The organism is Luteolibacter sp. LG18, assembly GCF_036322585.1.
GTDB lineage: Bacteria > Verrucomicrobiota > Verrucomicrobiia > Verrucomicrobiales > Akkermansiaceae > Luteolibacter.
In genome coordinates this window covers 4,941,999-4,965,501 of the sequence record NZ_AP024600.1, presented here as the reverse complement: position 1 = coordinate 4,965,501, position 23,503 = coordinate 4,941,999, and the positions used below count along the sequence as shown (strand labels likewise).

The following is a 23,503-nucleotide window of genomic DNA, read 5'->3' as shown; positions in this document are numbered from 1 at the left end:
GTCGGATAGATGCCGGATGCAGGCGCGACCGTCAGTTCTGAGGCTGCGGCTTCTGCGTGGCGAAGGAAATGTTCCAGATTCCGGCCTTTTGGCAAAGATCGATAATTTCCACGATGGTCTGGTACGGACAGCTCGCGTCGCCCCGCAGGCGCACCGGCTGGTTCTTGTAAACCTTGGCAATCGCGGAAAGGCGTTCGGTCAATTCCGGGCGGGTGAGGTTCTTCTTCTCCACGATCACCGTGCCGTCCGCCTTCACGTTGATCAGGATCTCACCGCGCTGCTGGTTGTGCTGGGCTCCGTCCGCCACCGTGGGAACGGCGATTTCAAGCGACCGTTCCTCCGCCGCGAACTGGTAGCTCAGGATGAAGAACATCAGCAGCACCAACATGATGTCGATCATGGAGGCGAGCTGGAGCGGGGCCGGCCCGAGCGGTTGCTGGGTGGAAAGCTTCATGGCTCAAATCCCGTGGAGATCGCGCGGATTCAGCGCCAGCGGGGTCATCTGGCCGGCGGCCTCCGGGCGCTGCGGCGGCTGCTGCTGGCGGGCCGCTGCCTTGGCCGGAGCCGGGCGGGACTGGTTGGCCAGCATCTGCAGGTGGACGATGAAATGGGTGGCCGCGGCTTCCAGTTCGTTCACCAGCCGCTGGGCCTTGCCGCGGAAGTAGGCGTAGAGCATCAGCGCGGGCACCGCCACCACCAGACCACCGGCGGTGTTCACCAGTGCGTGGGAAATGCCGGAGGTCAGTTCGAGCTGCTGCACACCCTCCTTGCCGGCAGCGAGGTCGTAGAAGGATTCGGTCAGGCCGATCACGGTGCCGAGCAGACCGACCAGCGGGGCGATCGAGCCGATGTCCGCCAGATAGCTCACGCGCGAGGTGAGCTGGGATGCTTGGCGGGTGCCTTCGGTTTGGGTCACCTCGCGGATCTCGTCCATCCCGGCGTTCGGATTCTGGAGGATGAAATCGACGGTTTGCTGCACGATCACCGCCATCCGCTGCGAATTGCGGCGGGAAATTTCACCCAGCCCCTTCAGGTCACCGGCGCGCAGGGCGGATTCCATGTCGGACATGAACCGGTCCGTCACCACCGCGCGATGGCGGATCGTCAGGAACAGCGTGAACGCCACCGCCACCATCACCACCGAGATCAGCAGCAGGATATACATCACCGTGCCGCCTGCCGCCAGCAGCTCGGCGAACCGGCCTTGCTTCGCCACGGGGGCGGCCGCGGCACCGGCGGCGTTCTGGGCAAAGGCGGAAAACGCGGGCAATACGGCCAGCGCGGCGGTCAAGAGGCGGCACTTCATGAAACTTGCGCGGGATTCTAGCGAGCGAACCCCGCGAAGCAAGCCCGGGTCCGCCGCCCGGCCCTACGGGTGCCAGAGGACGGTTTCTTTCAGAAATCCAAAGCGGTAGGCGGGGAAATGCCCTCTTCACTTGGCACTTTGCCCATCCTGCCCTTTATTCCGGCGTGGTCGATTTGAAGGCGAAGCTCCGGGAGGTGCCCCACCAGCCGGGGGTGTATTTGATGAAGGACCGGCTCGGGTCCATCATCTACGTGGGCAAGGCCCGCGACCTGCGGAAGCGCATGTCGTCCTACTTCCTCGCGTCCCGGAAGACCCGCGCCGACCTGAAAACCCGCGCCCTGATCGACTCGATCTGCGATTTCGAGTTCCACATCGTCCGCAACGAGGCCGAATCCCTGCTCCTGGAGGGCAAGCTCATCAAGGACTACCGGCCGCGCTATAATGTCTCGTTCCGCGACGACAAGCGCTTCCTGCTCCTCAAGATCAACCCGAACGAGCCATGGCCGCGGTTTCAGATGACCCGGCTGAAAAAGGAGGACGGTGCCCGTTACTTCGGCCCCTTCGCCCATTCCGGTGCGCTGCGGGCCACGGTCGATTGGCTGAACCGCCACTTCGGCCTGCGCGTCTGCCGCCCCCGCGAACCCGGCGAGAGCGATTACAAGCACTGCAATGCCGACGTGATCCGGAATTGCTCCGCGCCCTGCATCGGCCGCATCGAGCGCACCGCCTACCTCGATCGCGTCGAGGACGCCTGCCGCATCCTGGAAGGGAAAGGGAAGCGCGAGATTTTCGATGACCTGCGGGCGGACATGGAAAAGGCCGCCGGACGCCTCGATTTCGAGCGCGCCGCCCTGCTCCGGGACGTGATGGACAATCTCCAGAAAACCCTCGAGCCCACCCGCCAGTTCACCCGCGGCCGCGGTGTGCCCACCACCGTGAAGCCGCTGGAGGATCTGGCTGAGCTAGGCGAGGCGCTCCACCTCGACGGTCCGCCGAAGGTGATGGAGTGCTTCGATATCTCGAACGTGTCCTCGAACCACATCGTTGCCTCAATGGTGCGTTTCACCGATGGCCGACCGGACAATCAGAACTACCGCCGCTACCGCATCCGAACGGTGCAGGGGCAGGACGACTTCGCCTCGATGGCGGAGGTGATCCGCCGCCGCTACGCGCGCATCCTTCTGGAAAACTCGTCCGTCGATCCCGATGCCGGGGTGTCGCAGGAGGATGTGGTCGAGGCCCAGCGCCGGCTCGCACGCGAAGGCCGCGCCCGCATCGTGCTGCCGGATCTCGTGATCGTGGACGGTGGCAAGGGCCAGCTCGGTATGGCGGTCAGGGAGCTTCACAACCTCGGCCTCCACGATCTGCCGGTCATCGGTTTGGCGAAGCAGCGCGAGGAGGTGTTCGTACCCGGTCGCAGCGAGCCGATCCTCATTCCCCACGACCGCGGCGCGCTCAAGCTGCTCCAGCGCATCCGCGACGAAGCCCACCGTTTCGCCAACGGCTACAATTCCCTCCTGCTCCGCCGCCGCATGAAGGAGAGCCTCCTCGACGAATGCCCGGGCGTCACCCCGCGCCGCAAGGAAGCGCTTTTGGAAAAGTTCGGCAGTGTCGCTCGCATCAAGAAGGCGAGCGTCGAGGAGATCGCCGCCCTGCCGGGCATCTCGGTGAAAAGCGCCGAGACGATCGTGCAGTGGCTGAACGGGTGATGTGGCCGAAAGCTCCGCTTTTGGATCGTCCCGGATGGCTCCAGTCATCCGGTAGGTGCGGCTTGTCAGGCCAGGTGGTCCAACGGGAACCGGTGGAGACATTTCCAAAGCGGGATGTTCGATCACCTCCCAATTGTCACCCGACAAACATGGATCACGTCATCGACACGGGATAAAACATCGCCATGAAAATCCTGATGTGTCTGCTGGTCTTTGTTGGCCTCCGTTGCGAGGCCGATGAAGTGCTCCGCCTCAAGGGCTCCGACACTCTCGGCGCGAAACTCGTCCCGCAATGGGCGGAATCGTACAAGGCCGACCATCCGGGAACGAAGTTTGAGATCGCCGCCGAGGGCTCCAGCACCGCCTTTCCGGCCCTCCTCGACGGCACCGCGGACATCGGCATGTCCAGCCGTGACATCAAGCCGGAGGAGGCGAAACGCTTCGAGGAAAAGGGCATCGCAATCGAACGCCACATCGTAGCCTACGACGTATTGGTCATCGTGGTGAACGCCTCCAACCCGGTCACAGGGCTGACCCGCAAACAGGTGGAGGGCCTTTTCACCGGCGACATCGCGAACTGGAAGGATATCGGTGGGGCGGACATGCCGGTCAAGGTGACCACCCGCAATACGTCCTCGGGCACCTACAAGGATTTCCAAACCCTCGCCATGAGCGGGCGACCCTATGGCCATACCGCGAACCGCATGGCGGGAAGCGAGCATCCCACCCAGATCATCGCGAAGGAGCAGGGGGGGATCGCCTGTGTCGGAATCGCCTACGCCGGAGCCTCCGGCATCAAGGCGCTTCCCATTGATGGCAAGCAGGCCGTTGCCGCCGATCTCGCCACCTATCCATACGTGCGTCCCTGTTACCTTTTCGTCCGCAAGGACGCTCCGGAAAACATCCGCGCCTTTGTCCGGTTCGCCTGCTCGGAAAAGGGCAAGGGGATCGCCACCCGGGTTGGGTTTCTCGTGAAACCTTGAACTGCCGCCCTGAAACAAAACCGGCGGCTCGCGCCGCCGGTTTCCGATTCGGGCAGTGTGCCGGGATGATCAACGTCCCGGATGGATACGGGTGATCTTCGATCCCCGGAGGCTCACGTCCGCCATCAGGCCTTTTTGGCCGAAGGTGTAGGCATAGACGCCCCGGTCGAGGGTCTTCGCGGTGAGCGCGGCGGAGGCACCGCGGTCGACGATGGTCAGGCCGGGATGGCTGCCGACATCCCACCCGGCGGCATCGTTGAGGTGGGCGATCGCGCTGCGGTCGAAGAGGAACAGCGCGTAGCCGGATTTCTGGAGTCCGGCCTGAAGTCCCCACGAGCCACCGGCGGTCTGATAGAAGCCGTTGACGCGGTCGTGGATGAAGAGCGTGCCATTGCCGCCCTCGGCACCATAGACAAAAGCCCCCTTCCAGATATGGGGGAATACCAGTACCCCGGCGGCGTGGTTGCCCATGCGGCGCGCGGAGGGATTCTCGGCATAGAGATGGTGCAGCGCCGCCCGGGAGTCCGCGGCGATCTTGCTGCCGCTGGCGGAGGAGGCGTTGGATTGCGTCACCGGTTCATGGGCGCAGTTGCTCAGGAGCAAACTGGCGGCGGCAAGGGCCGGCGCGGCGAGATACGTGGCTTTCATGAGTTCGGTTGGTTTGGATAACCCAACAGGGTATAGCCGCTCCTCCCGTTCCGCAAGGTGCCGTCGAACGGAAAATCATTGCGCCGCAATGGATCGGCGCGATGGGTAGGGTGGGATTCCCTCGCGAATCCGCTCACTCCACCGCCCGCACCGAGGCCGGCAGGTCGATGGTGAACCGGGTGTCCTGGCCCGGCGTGGAGGTCACGCCGATCGAGCCGCCATGGGCCTCCACCGCGCGCTTCACGATCGAAAGCCCCAGGCCGGTCCCCTTGATCTCCTGCTGCGAGTGGTGTTTCTCCACGCGGTAGAAGCGACGGAAAATGTGCGGCAGGTCGGCGCTGGGGATGCCCACGCCATTGTCCGCGATCCAGATCCGGATGCCGCCTTCCGGAAGGCCGATGCAGCCGATCTCGATCCGCAGCCCCTTGTGCGGGTTCTGCTTCAGCGCGTTCTCCACCAGATTGAATAGCACCTGGGTCCAGTAAAAGCGGTCGGCATTCAGCTTCAGCGTGTCGTCCGGCATCGTCACCGTCACCTCGGCGGTTTGCTGGCGGATCATCGATTCCAGGCGCTCCAGAATATCATGGATGCAGGCGCGGAAGCGGAAGGGCTCCAGCTTCAGGGCGGCGGCTTCCCCGGACTCCAGCCGGGAAATGACCAGCATGTCCTCCACGATGCGGGAGATCCGGTCGGAGTGCTTCCGCATCACGGTGAGGAAACGCCGGGTCATCTCGCGATCATCGAGCATGCCCTCGTCGAGAAGGTTTTCCAGGTAGCCGTTGATGATGGCAAGCGGCGTCCGGAGTTCGTGGGAGGCGTTCGCCACGAAGTCCTTGCGGATTTGTTCGAGCTGGTGTTCGGAGGTCACGTCGCGGATGACGACACGGGTGAGAGGATGGTCTGCCGGGGTGTCCGGCAGGCGGGCGGCATCAATGATCCAAGCATTGACGCCGCGGGTTTCATGGTCGCCGCGCGGAGATGCCTGCTGGGGCAGCACCACGCGGGAGCGGACCGGTTCGCCCGTTTCGAGAGATTGCAGCACGGCGTCCGCCAGGCGGCCGTCGAGAAAAGCTTCCCGGACCGGGCGGCCGACGATCTGTCGGCCCTCGAAAAGTTCTCGAGCGGCGGCGTTGACGAAACGGATGTCCGTTTCCGCGTCCACCAGCAGGAAGGCGTCGCTGAGGGCGTCGAGCAGTCGGTCACGTTCGTTGCGGGCTTGCTGGAGGTCACTCTCGAGTCGTTCTTTCCACGCGGTGGCTTCTTTGGCCCGCGCGGAGCGGGTGCGAAGCCAGAGGACGAAGGGAACTCCGACGGCAATACCGGCGAGGAGGGACGTGGTGATGGTAAGGGTGGGACTCATCCGGCGGTCGGCAGGGCCACCAGATAACCGACACCCCGGACGGTTTCAACCAAACCACCGTGGCTTCCGAGTTTCTGCCGCAGGCGTTTCATGTGCGTGTCCAGCGTGCGGCTGTGGACCTCATCGCTGTAACCCCACACGGTGCGCAGCAGTTCGTTGCGGTCCTGCGGCTTGCCGCCGCGCTCGCAGAGGTAAAGGAGCAGCTTGAACTCGGTGGCCGTCAGGTCCACCGGCTCGCCCTCAAGGTAGAATTTCAGCGAGTTCTTGTCGAAACGGAACGGACCGAAGCTGAAGTCCACGGTGCCCGGCGGGCCGTCCACCCGCTTCAGCACGGCACTGATGCGCAGCAGCAGCTCCTTCGGGCTGAAAGGTTTCGTCAGATAGTCGTCGGCACCGGCCTCCAGACCCTGGATGCGGTCCTCCGTCTGGGCACGGGCGGTCAGCATGATCACCGGAATCTGCGCCGTGCGGGCGTCGCGGCGCAGTTCCTTGAACACCCCGTAACCGTCGCGGCCGGGCAGCATGAGATCGAGGACGATCAGATCGGGGCGCTCGCGCAGGGCCATGTCCGTGCCGGTAAGGCCGTCATAGGCCTTGATGACTTGGTAGCCCTGGCGTTCAAGGTTGAAACCGATGAGATCGGCGATGTCTCGCTCGTCTTCGACGATCAGAATCTTATGCATCGGGCCGTGGTGTAGCGCGGAACCCCGTCACACACGAAACGAGGGATCGTGACAAATGCGTCACAGGAGGTCCTTGCCGACATAAGAACCCGGCTTCGTGGTCCGGGCAATGCCGATCTTGATCCCGGCCTCGATGGAGGTGTTCACCCCGGTTTTCACGCCGTCGCCGATGATCGCGCCGAATTTCACCCGTCCGGTGTTGATCGCCTTGCCCTGGATCGTGGAAACGTGGTGGCGGCCGTCGTGACGGTGGTTTTCGGTGCAGGTCCCGGCCCCGAGTGTCACATGAGTGCCGATGATCGAGTCCCCCACGTAGCACTGCCGGGAAATGTAGGTGTTGTTGTAGAGAATCGAGTTCTTCACCTCCGCGCCGTTGCCGACGTAGCAATTCGCGCCGATCGAGGTGGCGCCGCGGATGTAGGCGTTCGGGCCGATGTGGCAGTTCGGGCCGATCAGGACCGGGCCCTCGATCACCGTGCCGGGAAGGATTTTCGAGCCATTGCCGATGCGGACGATGCCGGTGATGGTGGCGAGCTTGCTGATCTCCCCGTGGTTCACGGATTCATCCATCATCGCCAGCACTTCCTCGTGCATGCGCAGCAGATCCCACGGGTAGCGGATCGTGAAACAGTTCGCGTCCGTCACCAGCCGCTCCGGACATTTTTCCGGATCCGGATCCCCCTTCCATGCCAGCGGATTGCCCTCGCTGTCATACAGGCAGGCGGGCTTGGCAACCCGCCCGAGCAGGAGCAGGGCGCCGATTTCGATCCAATTGTCGATCGGCATGCGGATGGTTCGCTCCGTGGCCTCGGAGGGCTGCACGAGCTGGAACCCGGAACGAATCAGGTCCGTGGTGATCAATTCCCGCAGCGGCACATTGGCGATCGGACAATCGCCGAGCTGGCGATTCGCGGTCAGTGGGGTGCACAGGGCGGGGTGACGTGGGGGTAAAAGACACGCTTGCATCGCATTTACAATGCATCACGAAACGCCGGGAAGATCACGTCTTTTTTGTTTTCCGAATAAATCTATTTTTCGCGTCGATTCACCATTCCCGGTGTTTCATCAAATCGCCCGTCGGCCATGGAAATGAGCGATTTTCATCATCCAGCGGATAGGGTGTCAGATGAGTCGGGGTGATCATGGTTTCCACGCTTCCTGTAGGCAGGCGTGTTTGTCGGCCCGGAATGTCGAACGGTTGCCCAAGCTTCTCGAGAGGGCGTGAATCGCTTCTGCCTTGGTCATTGAACCAGATGACAATCGCGTAATCGGACCCGCGCCGGATTGCCACGCGGGCAGGACGTGGTTTGCATGCCCGGATGCGTTTTGTCCGTTTCCCGCTTCCCTTGGTGGTGGCCGTGGCGCTGTCCGGCTGTGCCGGATACAGCGCGCTGCCCTTGTCGCCCGGGACTTCGGCATATCGTTTCACCCGGCGGACATTGGAGGACAGGGAGGTGAGGGACGCGGTGGTGGCGACCGGTCAACGATGGCCGGTGTCCTCGTGGAACCTGAAGAATCTCACCGCCGTGGGACGGCGGTTGAATCCGGAGGTGGCGGTGGCAAGGGCCCAATTGGAGTCCGCGAAGGCGGCGATCGCCACCGCGGCGGAACGGCCGAATCCCGGCGTGACCTTGTCCCCGCAGTTCACGGCACCTTTCAAGTGGATGCTCGGAACCTACGGCATTGATTTTGACATTCCGATCGAAACCGCGGGAAAGCGACGGACCCGCATCGACCTGGCCCGCGAGCAAGCGGCTTCCGCGGGATTCCATGTGGCGGAGGTTTCCTGGCAGATGCGCGGCAAGCTGCGGAAGGCCTTGCTTGAACTCTCCGTTGCCGGGCGCCGCGAGGCCATGACCCAGCGGGCGATCGACAGCCAGGCCCAGGTGATCGAGATGATGAACCAGCGGGTGGCGGCGGGTGAAGCTTCCCGGCCGGACTTCGTTCAATCCCGGTTGCTGCTCACCCAGCTCAAGATGCAGCAGGCGGATGCCGTCCGCCAGAAGGGCGAGGCCCAGGCCGCGGTGGCGGAGGCCGTGGGGCTCAGCGCGCGGGCGATGGATGGGGCGGTGTGGTCCTTGTCCGAATTCGAGAAAGTTCCCGAGGTGGGGGATATCGAGGCGGCTCGCCACCAGGCACTCCAGCACCGTTCCGATGTCCTGGCGGCGCTTGCGGACTACGCCGCTTCGGAAGCCGCCCTGAGGGGCGAGGTGGCAAAGCAGTATCCGGACATCCATCTCGGGCCTGGCTACCAATGGGACGCGGGGACGCACAAGTGGTCGCTCGGTTCGACGTTCAACCTGCCGGTATTCAATCAGAACCAAGGGTCGATCGGGGAAGCCGAGGCGAAACGGTGGGAGGCCGCGGTGAAATTCACTGCCGTCCAGGCGGCCGCTTCCGCGGAAGTGGACAAGGCTCTCGCGTCGTGGCGTGGAGCCCGCGCGAAATACTCGACCGCGGGTGAGCTCGTGGCTTCCCAGGAGAAGCAGGTGCAATCCGCGGAAGCGCTTGCCCAAGGCGGGGAAACCGACCGCTTGGCGGTGGCCTCGGCCAGCCTCGAACAGGCCACGACCGATCTCGCCCGGCTGGATGCCCAGGCGGAGCTGCAGGCCGCGCTCGGCAGCCTGGAGGATGCCCTTCAAACCCCGCTTTCCCGATGATGAAACGCTTTTTTGCGATCCTGATGTGTCTCGCGCTGCTCGGCGGTTTTGCCTGGCTGGTGATGCGGGGATTCGACCACCGTCATGCCGAGGCGGATTCCGCTGCCGAGGGGACGGAATCCCCGGCAACGCATGAAGGCACGCTACATCTCGACACCGAGCGGCAGGAGTTGCTCCGGTTGGCATTTTCCGCGGCCAAGAAAGGAACCATGCCTCCCGAGCGGAAGGCCTACGGCAGGGTGATCGATCCCGCGCCCTTCGTCGCCTTGGATGGCGAACTGGCCACCGCGGCCGCGGCATTGGAGGTCTCACGGGCCGAGAACGAACGAGCCGGAACCTTGTTCCGGAATGGCGAGAACATCGCGCGCAAAAATGTCGAAGCGGCGTCCGCCCAGTTCCGTGCAGATACCATCGCCCTGCATTCGCTCACGCGGCGTCTGGCGTTCGAATGGGGCGAGGAGCTGGCGGCGCTGGATGGCGACGAACGGGCGAAACTGGTGGCCTCGCTGGTGTCCGGGAAGACGGCCTTTGTCCGGGCGGATCTGCCGGCGGGTGAATCCTTTGAGGGAGAACCCGTCTCCGCTCGCATGACCGTTTTGGGGCGTGAGGACAAGCCGTTCGCCACGGCCAGGATCAAACCCGCCACCGCGGTGGATCCCAAAACGCTCGCGCAGGCATATATGCTGAGGGTGGAGGATGGCCAGTTTCCGCTGCGCCCCGGAATGGCTTTGGACATTGTTTTCCAGGTGCCGGGTGAAGTTCTCAAGGGCATCGTGATTCCGCGGGAGGCGGTGGTGCGCCATGAGGGCAAGGGCTGGGTGTATGTCCGGACGGAGGATGAGGAATTCACCCGCCGGGAGGTCGCCCTCGACTCGCCCGTGCAGGATGGCTGGTTCGTCAAAGAGGGCGTGGAAGCGGGGGAGACGGTCGTGGTGGCCGGTGCCCAGGCCTTGCTTTCCAGGGAGATCCTTCCCGCGGCCGAAGGCGCACCCGATTGACTCATGCTCAACCGTATTGTCATGTTTTCACTCCGCTATCGCGGGGTGGTTCTGATCCTCGCCCTGCTGGCGATCGCCTATGGGGCCTACGTGTCGTCGCAGGTATCGCTGGACGTGTTCCCCGAGTTCGTTCCTCCGCAGGTGGCGGTGCAGACCGAGGCACCGGGTTTGGCTCCGGAGCAGGTCGAGGCGCTCGTCACCCGGCCGGTGGAGTCGGCGATCAATGGCGCGGGGGACATTGAGACGATCCGCTCGGAATCGATCCAAGGTTTGTCGGTGGTGAACGTGGTGTTCAAGGAGGGGACGAATCCGTTCACCGCCCGCCAGCTCCTGGCCGAGAAGCTGGCCGAGCTGGCGGGGCAATTTCCCGAGGGCGTGAAGGCTCCGAAGATGTCTCCGCTCACCTCGTCCACGATGGACCTGCTCAAGATCGGGCTGCGGTCGGAAAAACTCACCCCGATGGAACTCCGGACGTTCGCGGACTGGACGCTGCGCCCGCGGCTGTTGGCGGTGCCCGGCGTCGCGCGGAGCACGGTGTTCGGCGGCAGTGTCCACCAACTCCAGGTGCAGGTCATTCCGGAGAAACTGGTGGCCTATGACATCCCGTTCAGCGAGGTCGTGGCCACCGCGCGTGCCGCCACCGGCATCCGCGGCGCGGGATTCATCGATACCCCCACCCAGCGCGTGGTGCTCCAGACGGACGGGCAATCGCTGACACCGGAAGCGCTCGGCGAGGTGGAGATCATCCAGAGCAATGGCGTGAGCGTCCGGCTCCGTGACGTCGCCCGCGTGGTGGATGGTGCGGAGCCGAAATTCGGTGACTCACTCGTGCAGGGGAAGCCGGGCGTCCTGCTGTCTCTCTCCGGTCAGTATGGAGCGAACACCCTGGAGACGACCCGGAAGGTCGAGGCGGCCCTTGACGAGCTCAAGCCGCTTTTCGCCGAGCAGGGGATCGAGGTCTTTCCGCGTCTCCACCGGCCGGCGACATTCATCGAGACGGCGCTTGGCAACGTGCAGCACTCCCTTCTCGTCGGCGGTGCTCTGGTCGCGCTCGTGCTGCTGCTGTTTCTGTTGGACCTCCGCACCGCGTTCATCTCCTTTGTCACCATCCCTCTGTCGTTGCTGGGAGCCATGGGCGTGCTCGATGCCTTCGGGGTTTCGATCAACACGATGACCCTCGGTGGTTTCGCGGTGGCGATCGGGGTGGTGGTGGACGATGCGATCATCGACGTGGAGAACATCCTCCGGCGGCTGCGGGAAAACGCGGTGGCTGCCGCGCCACGGCCCTTGCTGGAGGTGGTGTTCGATGCCTCCATCGAGGTGCGCGGAGCGGTGGTATACGCCACCTTCATCGTGGCGGTGGTGTTCTTGCCCGTGCTCACCATGAGCGGGCTGCAGGGGCGCTTCTTCGGACCGCTGGGAGTGGCCTTCATTCTTTCCGTGCTGATGTCGCTGCTGGTCGCCCTCACAGTCACCCCGGCGCTTTGCATGGTGATGCTCGCCCGCACCAAGCCACATGCGGAGCCTCGCTACATCGGCTGGCTGAAGGCGCTTCACCTCCGGTTGCTGGGAGCAATCAGCCAGCATCCCTGGCTCGCCATGGGCACCACGCTGCTCATCCTCGGGGGCTCCCTTGCCCTGGTGCCATTGCTGGGGGGCGAATTGCTGCCGGAGTTCCGGGAAGGGCACTTCGTGGTCCAGGTATCCGCCGCGCCCGGTACCTCTCTCGCTGAGATGAACCGGCTGGGTTCGGTGATTTCGGATGAGATCCTCAAGATCCCCAAGGTTGCCACCGTGGAGCTCCAGGTCGGGCGGGCCGAGCAAGGGGAAGACACCTGGGGCACCAACCGCTGTGAGTTCCACGTCGAGCTCAAACCCGGCTCGCCCGGCGAGGAAGAGGCCGTGCAGGAGGAACTCCGCGCCCTTCTCAAGAACGTGCCGGGTATCCAGTCCGAAGTGCTGACCTTCCTCGGCGACCGCATCAGCGAAACGATTTCGGGGGAGACGGCCAGCGTGGTGGTCAATGTGTTTGGCGACGATCTGGACGCGCTTGATTCCGCGGCCCATCGCGTGGCGGGCGTGCTTGGCTCCGTGCCGGGAGCGGCGGATGTGCAGGTGAAGGCCTCCGTCGGGGCACCGGTGCTGTCGATCAAGCTGAAGCCGGAACGTTTGACCCGCTTCGGCTTCAGGCCCTTGGACGTGTTGGAGGCGGTGCAGGTAGCTTGCCAAGGAGCCGATGTGGCCCAGGTCGTGCGCGGTGGACGGGTGATGGAGGTTGCCGTGCTGGTGGCGGAGGAAGCCAGAAAAGATCCGGAGGCGCTGGGGGATTTGATGCTGGCGAACTCCGCGGGCACCCGCCTGCCACTCAAGCAACTGGCTGATGTCTCGCTTACTTATGGCCGGGAGTTGATCCAGCACGAGGGGGCTCGCCGCCGCCAGACCGTGACCTGCAATCCCACGGGGAACGACGTGTCCGGCTTCGTGGCTGCCGCGCGGAAAAAGCTCGCGGCCGAGAAACTTCCCGCCGGGGCTTACGTCGAGCTTAGTGGCGCGGCCGAGGAGGAATCCAAGGGAACCCGTGAGCTGCTGGCGCATTCCGCCGTGGCCGCGATCGGAATCGTGGTCCTCCTCGCGCTGGTCTTCCGCCGGTCGAGGCACGTCATTCTGGTGCTGGTGAACGTGCCCTTCGCCCTGATTGGCGGAGTGCTGGCGGTGTGGGTGCATGGTGGCACGTTGTCGATCGGATCGATGGTCGGCTTCGTGACCCTCTTCGGCATCACGACCCGGAATTCGATCATGCTGCTTTCCCACTACCAGCATCTGGTCCAGTCCGAAGGGCTGCCATGGAATCTGGAAACCGCCCTGAATGGTGCGGGTGAACGCTTGGTTCCGATCCTGATGACGGCACTGGTCACCGCGCTGGGGCTTCTGCCCCTGGCGCTCGGCTCCGGAGATGCGGGCCGCGAGATTGAGGGGCCGATGGCTGTCGTGATCCTCGGTGGCCTCATTTCTTCCACCGCTCTGAACCTGCTCTTGCTTCCGGCCCTGGCCTTGAAGTTCGGCCGCTTTGAAACCGCCGATGCTTGAACACACGACGTTTTTGAAAAGGTTCCGCCGGGCGCTCCGTTCCGAGTTCCGGTGGATGAAACGTTGCTGGTGCAGGGGCCATCTGCGGTGGCTGGCGGTGTCGGGATTGGTAATCTCCATCGTGATGGCGTGGACCGTGGATCGGCCATGGATGGATTGGATCACGCGGACGCTGCGCGATTGCCCCAAACCTCAGGCTGGCGAGGTGATCGCCTCGTGCCGGTTCTTCAACCGAGCCGGGGACTTCTATTTCACCCTGGTCATTCTCCTAGGCCTGCTCGCGGTCCAGCGGTTCAGGAAGTCCGCAGTCCTGCTGCGCATGACGGCGGCGGTCGTGTGTGCCGCGTGCATCACCACCGTGGTGAGCCGGGGGCTGAAGGTGCTGGTCGGAAGGGTCCGACCTCGGGAGATGATCCGCAGAGGGGTGGAGCCCTGGTATCTGAACGGCCCGACCTTGCACGGGGACTACAACAGCTACCCGTCCGGCCACTCATCGCTCGCCGCCGCGGGAAGCGGGCCCCTGCTGGTGGCCCTTCCGTGGGCAGGCATTCCGTTGACGGCGGGGGCGATCGTCATTGGTGGCAGCCGGATGGTGGGGGTGTATCATCATCCCTCCGATGTGGTCGGGGGCCTGTGGCTGGGATTCATGGTGGGCTGCACCTCGGGCTGTCGCCTACGCCGCACAATCAGGAGGGCCCGGCGGTTGGGAGGCCGATCCGCATGAGAATCGGGCTGCGGGTCAATGTCCCTGCACGATCGACTCATGCCTCGGTGAAGGCGAGTAATCGAGAACGGTGCCGTCGTTGCGCACGGCGAGGTCGATGAAGTCGCCCGGCAGGTCGATCGGATACGCTCCCGAGGCGCGGATCACCCACACGCGACCATCGTAGGAATGCGGTGTGTAGCGAGCATTGGCGGCCCAGAAGTCCTGTTGTTCGCGGTGACGGATCGTCCGCTGGGTGTTCGCCAGCACCAGCGGCCAGTGTGGATCTCCGGTGAGGGCGCGAGTCGCCTGGACCTCGGGCGAAGGCGCGCAGGAAACCGCTGCGAACACGAGCGGCATGCCGACGAAAAGAGAGAGGATTTTCACCCTCTCTCCATGACGGATCCGGAACGAAAGTTCAAGATCAGGCGGTGATCACTCCGCGTGCTTGGCGTGCCACTCGTGGTAGACCTTCGGGGAGATCTCGGACGGCTTGATCTCGGAGCGGCCACCCCAGAAGACGTTGGTGTAGGAAACCGGGATACCGACGCTTTCCAGATAGCGGTCGATCGCCGCCTTGTGCTCCAGCACGCGGGTCTTCTCGGTGCCGTGGACCACTCCCATGATGTTGACGTCGCCGAATTGCGGGCCGCCCTCACGCCAGTAGCAGTGGGTCATGCAGTAGTGGCGGCCCACTTCGCCGCCGGCCTCGATCTCGCGGCCCTTCGGCACCGCCCAGTGGAACAGGCCGTTGAATCGGGTCACGCGCTCACCGGTAGAAGAAGGTTTCACGTGCTCTAGGAAGGTCGAGAAACGGCCGATCACCTTCTTGGCGTTCAGCGTCTCTGCCACCTCGCAGAAGCGCTCCAAGCTCACGCCTGCGATCTCCGCGCGGGCATCCCATGGGCTGGCGGTGATTTCGTCCGGCGTCAGCTCTTCCTTGAGGGCGAGCAACACGTTCCACTCCTCCTCCGTCAAATCGACGGGAACGGTCGTCATCATCACGCCCGGTTCATCCGCGCGGTCACCCGGTTCCAGGGTGCGGCGGCGGACATGGCCCACGCCCAGCGCGAACACGCCGTTGGCGGGCATGAGAAGGTATTCCTCGGCCCCGGTAAGGCGCATCAGCACCTGGGCGTGTTCGTCGAGCGATTCGCCGACCGGCACCTTCAGGGTCGTCCACAGGCGGTAGCCGGAACCGGACACCTCGGTGTCGGTGGAGCGGATCACCACGTGGCCGGAGAAGGGATCTTCCTTCGCCATGAAGTCGAAAGCCGCGTTCAGCTTCTCTTCGGGCACGCGCCAGGCGACCAACGCGCCGTGGGCCAGTTTGGTGGAAAGCAGCGTCTGGCGCACCCGGCGGATCACCCCGCCCTCCAGCATCGCGCGGATGCGCTCCAGCACCACCGGCAGGGCGACGCCGGATTTCTCCGCGATCACATGGAACGGGTGGCGGTGGAAGCCCGCGATCAGGTCTTCGGAAATGGAAAGAATCTGCGCGTTGACGGGATCGCTGTGCTCGACGGGGACAATGTGGCTCATGGGCGGGACGGGAGGCTAAACGCCGAAAGCCGGACTGGCTACGGCGATTTTCGTGGGAAATGTAACGGCCGGATCTCCCGAAAATCTCAGCGTTTCGCAGCAAAATCCGGGGATTTTTGGCGGTGAACCGTTCTTTTGGGGATCCGGAGGGGCCCCGGAGCCTTGTTTTCAGCCCGGTGAAGTCTGCTGGCACGGCGCGCCAACCATGTGGAAGACGCCCCACCCGTGCCCGTCCAGGTCGGTGAAGCCGTGGTCATACATGAACCCGTGGTCCTGCGGCTCATCGTGGCTGGCCCCACCGGGGGCCACGGCGCGGCGCACGATTTCATCGACCGCCGCGCGGGACTCCAGATGAAGAGCGACCAGCATTTCGCAAACCTTGCTGGTGTCCGCGATGTCCCGGGGGGCGAAACTGCGGAACATCTGATGATCCAGCAGCATCGCCTGGAAATTCGTGCCGAGAGCCACGCAGGCAGCGTTTTCGCTGCTGAAATCCGGATTGAAAGCGAAGCCGAGTGCCTTGAAGAAGGCGATCGAGGCCTGAAGGTCCTTCACAGGTAGGCTCACGCACATCTGTGAAGCGGTGATCGGGCTGGCCGGAGTGGCGGCGGTGTGGGTGCTCATGGTGTCTGGGATTTCTACCGTGCATCCGCATCGGTTTCACTACAGCGACGAACGAGCATCCGGAAAATGGACATGCCAGTGCGAAAAAGTGAGAGCGTCGCTGATTGGCAAGGCACCAACGGGAATTGGCGGAGTACTCGGTTACATTGGCCGCCTCAGCGCGAGTTTCACCGGATTTTGATTCCTATAGGGGATTTCGAGGCGGGTTTTCGCGCCTTCCGGGGTGAGGGTGGCTCCTTCTGGCGAGGCCCCATTCGGCTGCCATTTGCCTTCCAGCATGATGACGAACGGGCGCGTGTCCTTGAGATCGGTGGAGCCCAGGGAGACGCTCAGTTTCTTATCCCTGTGCGTCCACATCAGGGTTGAAGGACGGTTGACGGAAACGATGCCATCTGGTTCGAACGCGGCGTCGTTCACGAAGGTGGCCACGCAGCGGGTGCCGGTCGCCGTGTCCCGGAAGTCGTGCAGGCTGTTGCTCGTGACCAGCGTGAAGGGTGGCGTCTTCCCGGTCATGGTGGCCGCGAATTTTTCCAGTTCCTCCGCCGTGGTTTTCACCAGCACGGTGAAGGTGCAGGCGGCTCCCTGCGGGTCCTTGCCGTGGTCGAACCACGCGGTGGAGAACGCCGCCCGGGTGGGGGTGTAGTTGGGTAGCGCCGTCGCCAGGTCCGTGCGGGTCTTGATCGGCGGCTGGGCTTTCGGATCGAGCCCCGGTTTGAGATTCGCCGGGATGGCGTAGGTGTATTCCTGGAGTCCGCGGTGGACCCGGATGTCCGGGTTGCCGGCTGGCACGAAGTAGCCGGTGCCCTTGTCGTCGAGGAACGTGTGGGCGGTTTTGCCGGACAGCGTCCAATTGCCATCGGCGGTGCGCGCCGTGCCGTCGATGACCAGCGGGCAAACGGTGGGATCGGCGAGGCGGGTTTGGATCAGCCCGGTATCGACCTCGCCTTTCATCGTCAGATCGCGGGTCACCAGTGTGATGCGGTTGCCGAAGAAGAACGCGCTCTTGTGGCAGTGCGCGGGCGTCCAGGCCCACATCCCGTTGTCATCGAGATCCACACCGCCGCCCTGCTTCGCGTTGGAACCCATGTAGTCCGGATTGCCTCGGCCAGCGCGGGCAACGTTGTCCATTTGCACGGACGAGGCGTTCGGCACCTTGTTCGGATCGTAGCCGTCCGTGCCATAGCCGCTGTCAACCACGTTCGGCGGTGCGCCGTTCGCGCCTTTGGAGAAGATGAACAGCGCGCCCTGCATGATCTCGTCCATGTAGGCACCCGGCCATTCCGGGCCGGCATAGACCTCGGCCCCGCGCCATGAGGTGTTCGCGCCGCGCACGACCACCGTCCAATCGTCGCGGCGGTGGATCGCCGCGCCCATGACGGGGAAGGGGCGGTGACCGGTGAGCGGACGGGTGGTTTCCGGCGACATCAGTGCCTGCCACGAGGCCGGAACCCGATCGACGTGGCCATAGGTTTTCGATCCGGCGATGCGGGCGAGGTCGGTGATCTTGGACAGATCCGGTTCGCCGCGATCCGCGGCTTCCAGTTCCGCCACGCGTTTGGCAAAGTCGATGGTCAGGCCGGGATCGTCCCCCGGGCTCTTCGAGGTGTTCCAGACCGGGCCGGGACGCAGTTGGAAGACCGTCGGAATCTGCCCGGCGAGGCTGGTCCACGCCCACGCGTCCACCGCCAGCTTGAGGCGGTCGAGCGCCCGGGCACTGTAGGGACTGCTGATGCCGGCGCGGGCGAGGTTCGTGGCATGGGAAACGATCGGCCCGAAACTATAGGAGGCGTAGGAGATGTGGTGGCCCTCGTGATGGATGATACCGCCATCCGGGGAGACGGGTTCATTTCCCAGCAGCGTGAGATCGAGCCCGCGGCGGACACCCACGAGATACTGCCATTTCAACGAGGCGTCGTTCATCGCGCCAATCGCGGCGAACATCGTGGGATAGTAGTTGAGCTGGATGTCGGTCGAGGTGCTCGGCGTTTCCCGGAACAACCACTCGCCACCCGAGGTGAGCGCGATCGCCGCCGCGGCGCGGTCGTGCAACTCCGCTGGCAAGGTGTGCAGCATGCCGAGTAAGGCCGGTCCGCGCGAACGCCAGGCATAGCCATTGCCCATCCAGCGCACCTGGTCGCCGGGCTTCGGCGCGGACTTGAGCCACAGCCCGATGAGCTCCTTGTAGAGGGCTTCGACGCGCGTGGCTTGGTCGGGATTGCAGCCCGCGTAGAGCTTGGAGAGGTTCGACACCGCGGGGATGAGATCGCTGTTCAAGCCCGCCGCGGCCGACGCGGGTTGCGGCTTGGCGGATTCATCGTCCACCTCGATGCGACGTCCTTCGCCGGGCAAACCGAAGGTGTCGCGGATGTCATCGAGTGCCTTCAGCAGATCTTCTTCCTTCAGGCCCTTGCCATTCGGTTTCACCGGCCGCACCGGATATGCGGCCGCCATTTTCGCGATGGCCGCCTGCTTGGCATCATCCATCTCCGCCGGGAGAGGGGATTGGGACGGATAGGCCTTCGCTAAATCGAGCGCTTCTGCTCCGGCATTCACAGGAGACACGAGGGCGCAGCAAGCCGCCACCCGTATCAGGGGCATGACATCCAACCTAAACACACGGCACTCTACGCCGGGTCTTGGTGTTCCTGTCAATTTTTGGCCTTTGACGTCAATTCACGCAGCAAGCCCAGAGCCGCCTCCCGGTCGGTGATCCGGCCTTCGAGTTGCTCGGTTTCCACCGCTTCCAGCCATTCCCGGAACTGCGGTCCCGGAGTGAACCCCATGGCGATGAGGTCCCGGCCGCCGACGAGCGGGGCGGGGATCAAGGGCTGGCTGGAGAACTCCTCGCGCTTCGCCAGCAGATACTCGTAGTTGTCCGTGAAGCCGTTCGAAGAACCGCAGTCCACGCGATGCAGTTCCAGCTCGTCCTCGAACTCCGCGCTGGCCATGAAGCGCTTCAGCTTCGCGGTGCGCATTTTCTGGACGTTCATGAACTGCATGTGACGGGCCACCATCGGGACCACCGCTTCGATCACGTGGTTCGGATACTTCAGGCGGCGCAGGATTTCCTCCGCCATCACCGCGCCCATCGCGTCGTGGCCGTTGAACCGGATGCGATCCTCGGCTTCATCGTAGGTGCGGGTCGGTGGCTTCGCGATGTCGTGCAGCAGCACCGCCAAGCACAGCTCCAGCGAGGCATCCGTGCCGAGCATTTCCAGCATGATGGAGGTGTGGATGTAGACATCGCCCTCGGGGTGCCATTGAGGCGGCTGGTCGCAACCGATCAAAGCCAACACCTCGGGTACGATGTGACGGATCAAACCGGAATCCACCAGCAGTTCCAGACCGCGGCGACGGTTCGGCGCGGTGATCAGTTTCGAGAACTCGTCCCGGATGCGCTCCGGAGAGATCTTCGCGAGATCGTCCGCGTGGTCGCGGATCGCCTGCCAGGTAATCGGTTCGATTTCGAATCCCAGCACGGTGGCGAAACGGACCGCGCGCAGCAGCCGCAGCGCGTCCTCGCCGAAGCGGTCGCCCGGTGTACCGATCGCCCGCAGCGTGCGGGCCTTCAGGTCGGCGAGGCCGCCGACGTAATCGATGATCTCGCCGCTGACCGGATTCTGGAACAGCCCGTTCACCGTGAAGTCGCGGCGTTGCGCGTCTTCCGGGGGCGTCGAGAACTCCACGGTTTCGGGACGACGGCCGTCCTTGTAGCTGCCATCGGTGCGGAAGGTGGCCACCTCGATGTGGACACCGTCCTGTTTCACGATCACCACGCCGAAGTGCGCGCCGACCTCGTTCGAGCCGGGGAACAACCGCAGCACCTGAGCGGGTGTGGCGGAGGTGGCCACGTCGTAATCCTTCGGCTCCTTGCCTAACAAACCATCGCGCACGCAACCGCCCGCGAAGAGCGCGGTGTGGCCGGCTTCGGCGAGACGGCGGGCGACTTCGGTGGCGGCGGTGCGGGCGGACATGGCGGCAGTGTTTCGTCCGAGGCTTCACATTTCAACCGCCAAGCCGGTGGATCGACTGAACTTCGCGCTTGGCACATTTCCGCCAGCCCGTTGAATAGCACCACCTTGCCTTTCTATCCTCCTTTCGACCACTGGCTCTGGCTGATTCCGGCGTTCCTGATCGGGGCCTGCATCGGCTCCTTCCTCAATGTCGTCATTTACCGGGTGCCGCTCGGGCTTTCCGTCAACGAGCCGAAGCGCTCGTTCTGCCCGAAGTGCAAGAGCCCGATCCCGCTGAAGCGGAACATCCCGCTCTTCAGTTGGCTGCTGCTCCGCGGGCGTTGTGCCGACTGCAAATGCAAGATCCCCGTCCGCTACTTCGCGGTGGAGCTTCTCACGGCCCTGCTCTTCACCGCCGCCTGGTGGGTATACACGCGGCCCGGTGTCGAAGGAGCGATTGTCGTGCCCTTCCTGTGGATCCTGCTGGCGCTGCTGGTCTCGATCACCTTCATCGACGTGGAGCACATGATCATCCCCACCGGCCTGACTTGGGCGGGGACCGCGTTCGGTCTGGTGGCCTGCGCCCTGTGGCCGAAACTGGCCGCCCTTTCCGGGACCGGCGTGGGAACTTGGCAGGATGGTCTCAAACAGGCGGTCATCGGCCTGCTCGCGGGCTACGTGGGCCTGCGCGCCGTGGTGGAACTGGGCAAGCTGGCGTTCGGACGGCTGGACAAGAAATTCGCCTCCGCGGTCGCGTGGAAAGTTCAGGAAGGAGAGGGCGATGACGCGCCGATGGAGTTCATCATCGATGGCGAGACCACCCAGTGGTGGGACATCTTCTCCCGCAAGACCGACCGCCTCATCCTCGAGGCGAAAGCCATCGTGATCGATGGCGAGGACCGGGGCGGGGGGCAACTGGTGGTCCGTGAACTGGAGTTCGAGCTTCCCGATGGCACCGTGAAGCCCTTCCTCGACATCCGATCGATGGAAGGCACCGCCACCCGCGCCGTGATTCCGCGCGAGGCGATGGGCATGGGCGATCCGCCGTTGCTGGGCATGATCGGGGCCTTCTTCGGCTGGACCGGCGTGTTCTTCACCATCTTCAGTGCCTCCATTTTCGCCACCGTGCTGGCGCTTATCGCCCGCATCGGGTTCGGTCGACCGCTGCCCTTCGGACCGTTCCTCGCACTGGGGGCTGTGACGTGGATGTTCGGCGGGTGGAAGCTTTGGGAGTGGTACATGACCCTCCTCGGTCCGATGGACTTTGGACGTTGATGGGAGAGTTCTTCTCTTCGTAGCCGCCCTCGTGAGAGGGTGGGAAGGGGGATCCACCATCATCCTGCTCGCCCTCCGGGCTTGAAGAGAGGTAGCCCGATGGAGCACTGGGCGCGCGAGGGCAATGGTAAATCGCCCCGCCCACGCTCTCACGAGCGCGGCTACGGCAAAAGAAGTGGCCGATTAGTGCTTCTCCGGCTCGGCGGGTTTCGAGGCCGCTGGCGGCTGGAGGAAATTCATCAGCTCGGTTGCGAACTTCACGTCCTGCTGGTCCACATTGAGGTCCGGCAGAGAGCCGGGTTTCTTGGCCTTCGCCGGGTCCTCGGCGAACACCCCCGGCATTTGCCCGGCTTTCGCGGAGTCCGAGGGCTGGAGGATGGCGGGCAGCTCCGGCGCTGCCGCTGTCTCCTTTGGGGTGGGTGGCATTACCATGCCGTCGTTCCGCTGCACTACGATCCAGAACCAAACCGCCACGATGGCGATCAAGGCGAGCAGGATGGTGCCGCCGTGCTTGCCCTGACGGCGGCGTTTGGCCTCCAGCTCGCGATCCCTCGCGTCCAGGATCCGCCTCAGGTCATGGTCGGAGACTCCCCGCACACTGATTCAGATGCCTGAATCAGCCGGGATAGTCAAATATCAAGCCCGAGCGGGCCCGACCTCAGTTCTTCGAGCGGATTTGCCAGATTTCGCACATCTGGTTGCGTTCCGGCTTGGTGCTGCCGAAGCGGTCGGTCTGGCCGAGGTAGACGGCCTGGACCTTCTGGCCGGGCAGTTTCACCTCATCAAGGGACTTCGCCACGGCGGTGGCGCGGTCGGAGGAGAGGGTGCGGTTGTCGTCCGGGTTGCCCGTTTCGGAGGCGTAGCCCACGACGAGCAGCAGGCCTTCGTCTGGCAGGGTCTGGACCTTCGCGCGCAGGGCGGCGTCGTCGGTTGGGGAGGGGGCGCTGGAGCCGGTCGGGAAATTCACGTTCGACACCACGCTGGCCCCGAGCAGGTTCGCGAAGCCGGTGTAGGCGGCAAGGATCTCGCTGTCCGAGTGGTTTTCAAGTTCACGCAGGCCGCGGAACAGGGCGGTGGCCACCGGTAGCAGTTCGTTCTCGCTGGCGGCGAAAAGGCGGGGTGCCGGAGCCGGGGCGCTGCCTGCCTGGGCCAGTTTCGCTTCCAGTTCCCGCACGCGGGTTTCGAGGAAGCTCTTCGCGCGGGTGGTTTCCTCCAGGCGGCGCTGGAGATCGGAAAGGTCGCCGGGATCCGGGCGGCTCGCGTAGGCGGCGAGCTGGGTGCGGGCTTTGGCGAGATCTGCGGTCAGGCCATCGACCTGCTTGAGGGTATCGCTGAGCTGGCGCTTGAAGAGATCGGAGGAACCGGCATTGGCCAAGGCGCGGTCGAGATCGTTGCGGAGCGTGGCGTTCTGGGAAACGAGGGCCTGGTTGATCCGTTCGGCGTCCACCAGCGCCTTGGTCTTGGCGAGGATCTGGGAATCCCGCTCGGTGAGCTGGCCTTGGGCCTGGCTGTTCATCGAGATGAGAGCCTCGCTGTCCTTCTTGATCCGGCTGGCGAGATCCGCCGAGGTTTCGGGAGCGGCTGGACGAGGTTTCAGATTCACCGCGAGGATCGCTCCGAGCAGAACCATGATGATGAACCCGAGCGCCAGCACGGCGTTCGAGGGAGGCGCGGTTTTCGCGGCGGCGACGGACGGTTCTGCCGCGGGCACCGGAGCCGCCGCGGGAGGCGTGGCGGGTTGCACCGGAGAAGTCGGGGCGGGCGGCGTGGCAGAAGGTTCCGTCATGGCCGCAGGTTTTGGAGGAGGCGGGCGGATGTGTCAACCGTGCGGGAAGCCACCGCCATGGAGAGGCTTTGCATAATGCATGGACTCTTCATGCACGGTGCAGAGGATTCCCGGGCCGGTGCCTGCGATTCCAAATCGCAAGTCGCATTCCATGAATGGGTTGAAAGGAGGGCGAGGGGGCTGGCA

At 64.2% G+C, this 23,503-nt stretch carries 20 protein-coding genes; 7 read left to right on the top strand and 13 right to left on the bottom strand.

Translation table 11 applies throughout. The features are described from left to right. Nucleotides 1–31 precede the first annotated feature (31 nt). A complete protein-coding gene (locus tag llg_RS19845) occupies nucleotides 32–454 on the bottom strand; it encodes a biopolymer transporter ExbD (protein ID WP_338286764.1) in 423 nt (140 codons plus the stop codon). A gap of 3 nt (nucleotides 455–457) precedes the next feature. Beyond that, nucleotides 458–1,306 carry a MotA/TolQ/ExbB proton channel family protein gene (locus tag llg_RS19840; RefSeq protein ID WP_338286763.1) on the bottom strand — a complete coding sequence of 283 codons (849 nt, stop codon included), beginning with the start codon at nucleotides 1,304–1,306 and terminating at the stop codon, nucleotides 458–460. 164 nt (nucleotides 1,307–1,470) lie between these two features. Here llg_RS19840 and llg_RS19835 point away from each other — a divergent pair, with 164 nt between their 5' ends. Continuing rightward, entirely contained in the window at nucleotides 1,471–3,015 is a 1,545-nt protein-coding gene (locus tag llg_RS19835) for an excinuclease ABC subunit UvrC (RefSeq protein ID WP_338286762.1), read from the top strand. A 185-nt stretch (nucleotides 3,016–3,200) separates the two neighbouring features. After that, nucleotides 3,201–3,998, top strand: a complete 798-nt coding sequence (locus llg_RS19830; RefSeq protein ID WP_338286760.1) for a phosphate ABC transporter substrate-binding protein — start codon at nucleotides 3,201–3,203, stop codon at nucleotides 3,996–3,998. Nucleotides 3,999–4,067: 69 nt separating this feature from the next. On the opposite strand, the gene llg_RS19825 is transcribed toward llg_RS19830, so the two are convergent. The 4 genes from llg_RS19825 to llg_RS19810 all read right to left on the bottom strand — a co-directional run bounded on the left by llg_RS19825 (nucleotide 4,068) and on the right by llg_RS19810 (nucleotide 7,655). Next, nucleotides 4,068–4,646: a YSC84-related protein gene (locus tag llg_RS19825; protein ID WP_338286759.1), complete on the bottom strand. Its 579-nt coding sequence runs from the start codon at nucleotides 4,644–4,646 to the stop codon at nucleotides 4,068–4,070. A 133-nt stretch (nucleotides 4,647–4,779) separates the two neighbouring features. Continuing rightward, nucleotides 4,780–6,006 (bottom strand): ATP-binding protein, encoded by a 1,227-nt coding sequence (locus llg_RS19820; RefSeq protein ID WP_338286758.1) that lies wholly within the window; start codon nucleotides 6,004–6,006, stop codon nucleotides 4,780–4,782. Further along, entirely contained in the window at nucleotides 6,003–6,689 is a 687-nt protein-coding gene (locus tag llg_RS19815) for a response regulator transcription factor (RefSeq protein WP_338286757.1), read from the bottom strand. The genes llg_RS19820 and llg_RS19815 overlap by 4 nt, the downstream gene beginning before the upstream one ends. A gap of 60 nt (nucleotides 6,690–6,749) precedes the next feature. After that, a complete protein-coding gene (locus llg_RS19810) occupies nucleotides 6,750–7,655 on the bottom strand; it encodes a hypothetical protein (RefSeq protein WP_338286756.1) in 906 nt (301 codons plus the stop codon). 353 nt (nucleotides 7,656–8,008) lie between these two features. Here llg_RS19810 and llg_RS19805 point away from each other — a divergent pair, with 353 nt between their 5' ends. Genes llg_RS19805 through llg_RS19790 form a run of 4 tightly spaced genes read left to right on the top strand, consistent with a single transcriptional unit; the run spans nucleotide 8,009 to nucleotide 14,158 of the window. Then, nucleotides 8,009–9,349 (top strand): TolC family protein, encoded by a 1,341-nt coding sequence (locus llg_RS19805; RefSeq protein ID WP_338286755.1) that lies wholly within the window; start codon nucleotides 8,009–8,011, stop codon nucleotides 9,347–9,349. Then, entirely contained in the window at nucleotides 9,346–10,347 is a 1,002-nt protein-coding gene (locus tag llg_RS19800; protein WP_338286753.1) for a hypothetical protein, read from the top strand. Before llg_RS19805 ends, llg_RS19800 begins: the two co-directional genes overlap by 4 nt. Before the next feature lie 21 nt (nucleotides 10,348–10,368). Continuing rightward, entirely contained in the window at nucleotides 10,369–13,434 is a 3,066-nt protein-coding gene (locus llg_RS19795; RefSeq protein ID WP_338286752.1) for an efflux RND transporter permease subunit, read from the top strand. Further along, nucleotides 13,427–14,158, top strand: coding sequence for a phosphatase PAP2 family protein (locus tag llg_RS19790; protein ID WP_338286751.1), 732 nt, complete (start codon nucleotides 13,427–13,429; stop codon nucleotides 14,156–14,158). The genes llg_RS19795 and llg_RS19790 overlap by 8 nt, the downstream gene beginning before the upstream one ends. 15 nt (nucleotides 14,159–14,173) lie before the next feature. Here the strand turns inward: llg_RS19790 and llg_RS19785 are convergent, their stop codons facing one another. The 5 genes from llg_RS19785 to llg_RS19765 form a co-directional block, all read right to left on the bottom strand. Further along, nucleotides 14,174–14,524, bottom strand: a complete 351-nt coding sequence (locus tag llg_RS19785; RefSeq protein WP_338286750.1) for a hypothetical protein — start codon at nucleotides 14,522–14,524, stop codon at nucleotides 14,174–14,176. 48 nt (nucleotides 14,525–14,572) lie between these two features. Next, on the bottom strand, nucleotides 14,573–15,679 hold the full coding sequence (locus llg_RS19780) for an Lrp/AsnC family transcriptional regulator (protein ID WP_338286749.1): 1,107 nt from the start codon (nucleotides 15,677–15,679) through the stop codon (nucleotides 14,573–14,575). Nucleotides 15,680–15,847: 168 nt separating this feature from the next. After that, a complete protein-coding gene (locus llg_RS19775) occupies nucleotides 15,848–16,303 on the bottom strand; it encodes a VOC family protein (RefSeq protein WP_338286747.1) in 456 nt (151 codons plus the stop codon). Between the two features lie 141 nt (nucleotides 16,304–16,444). After that, on the bottom strand, nucleotides 16,445–18,787 hold the full coding sequence (locus llg_RS19770; protein WP_338286745.1) for a hypothetical protein: 2,343 nt from the start codon (nucleotides 18,785–18,787) through the stop codon (nucleotides 16,445–16,447). Nucleotides 18,788–18,951: 164 nt separating this feature from the next. After that, complete coding sequence (locus tag llg_RS19765; protein WP_338286744.1) at nucleotides 18,952–20,277, bottom strand: CCA tRNA nucleotidyltransferase; 1,326 nt, start codon at nucleotides 20,275–20,277, stop codon at nucleotides 18,952–18,954. A 105-nt stretch (nucleotides 20,278–20,382) separates the two neighbouring features. On the opposite strand from llg_RS19765, the gene llg_RS19760 reads away from it, so the two are divergent. After that, nucleotides 20,383–21,531, top strand: coding sequence for a prepilin peptidase (locus llg_RS19760; protein WP_338286742.1), 1,149 nt, complete (start codon nucleotides 20,383–20,385; stop codon nucleotides 21,529–21,531). Between the two features lie 183 nt (nucleotides 21,532–21,714). Here the strand turns inward: llg_RS19760 and llg_RS19755 are convergent, their stop codons facing one another. Further along, nucleotides 21,715–22,128 carry a hypothetical protein gene (locus llg_RS19755; protein WP_338286740.1) on the bottom strand — a complete coding sequence of 138 codons (414 nt, stop codon included), beginning with the start codon at nucleotides 22,126–22,128 and terminating at the stop codon, nucleotides 21,715–21,717. 61 nt (nucleotides 22,129–22,189) lie between these two features. Next, nucleotides 22,190–23,317: an OmpA family protein gene (locus tag llg_RS19750; RefSeq protein WP_338286738.1), complete on the bottom strand. Its 1,128-nt coding sequence runs from the start codon at nucleotides 23,315–23,317 to the stop codon at nucleotides 22,190–22,192. Between the last annotated feature and the right edge of the window lie 186 nt (nucleotides 23,318–23,503).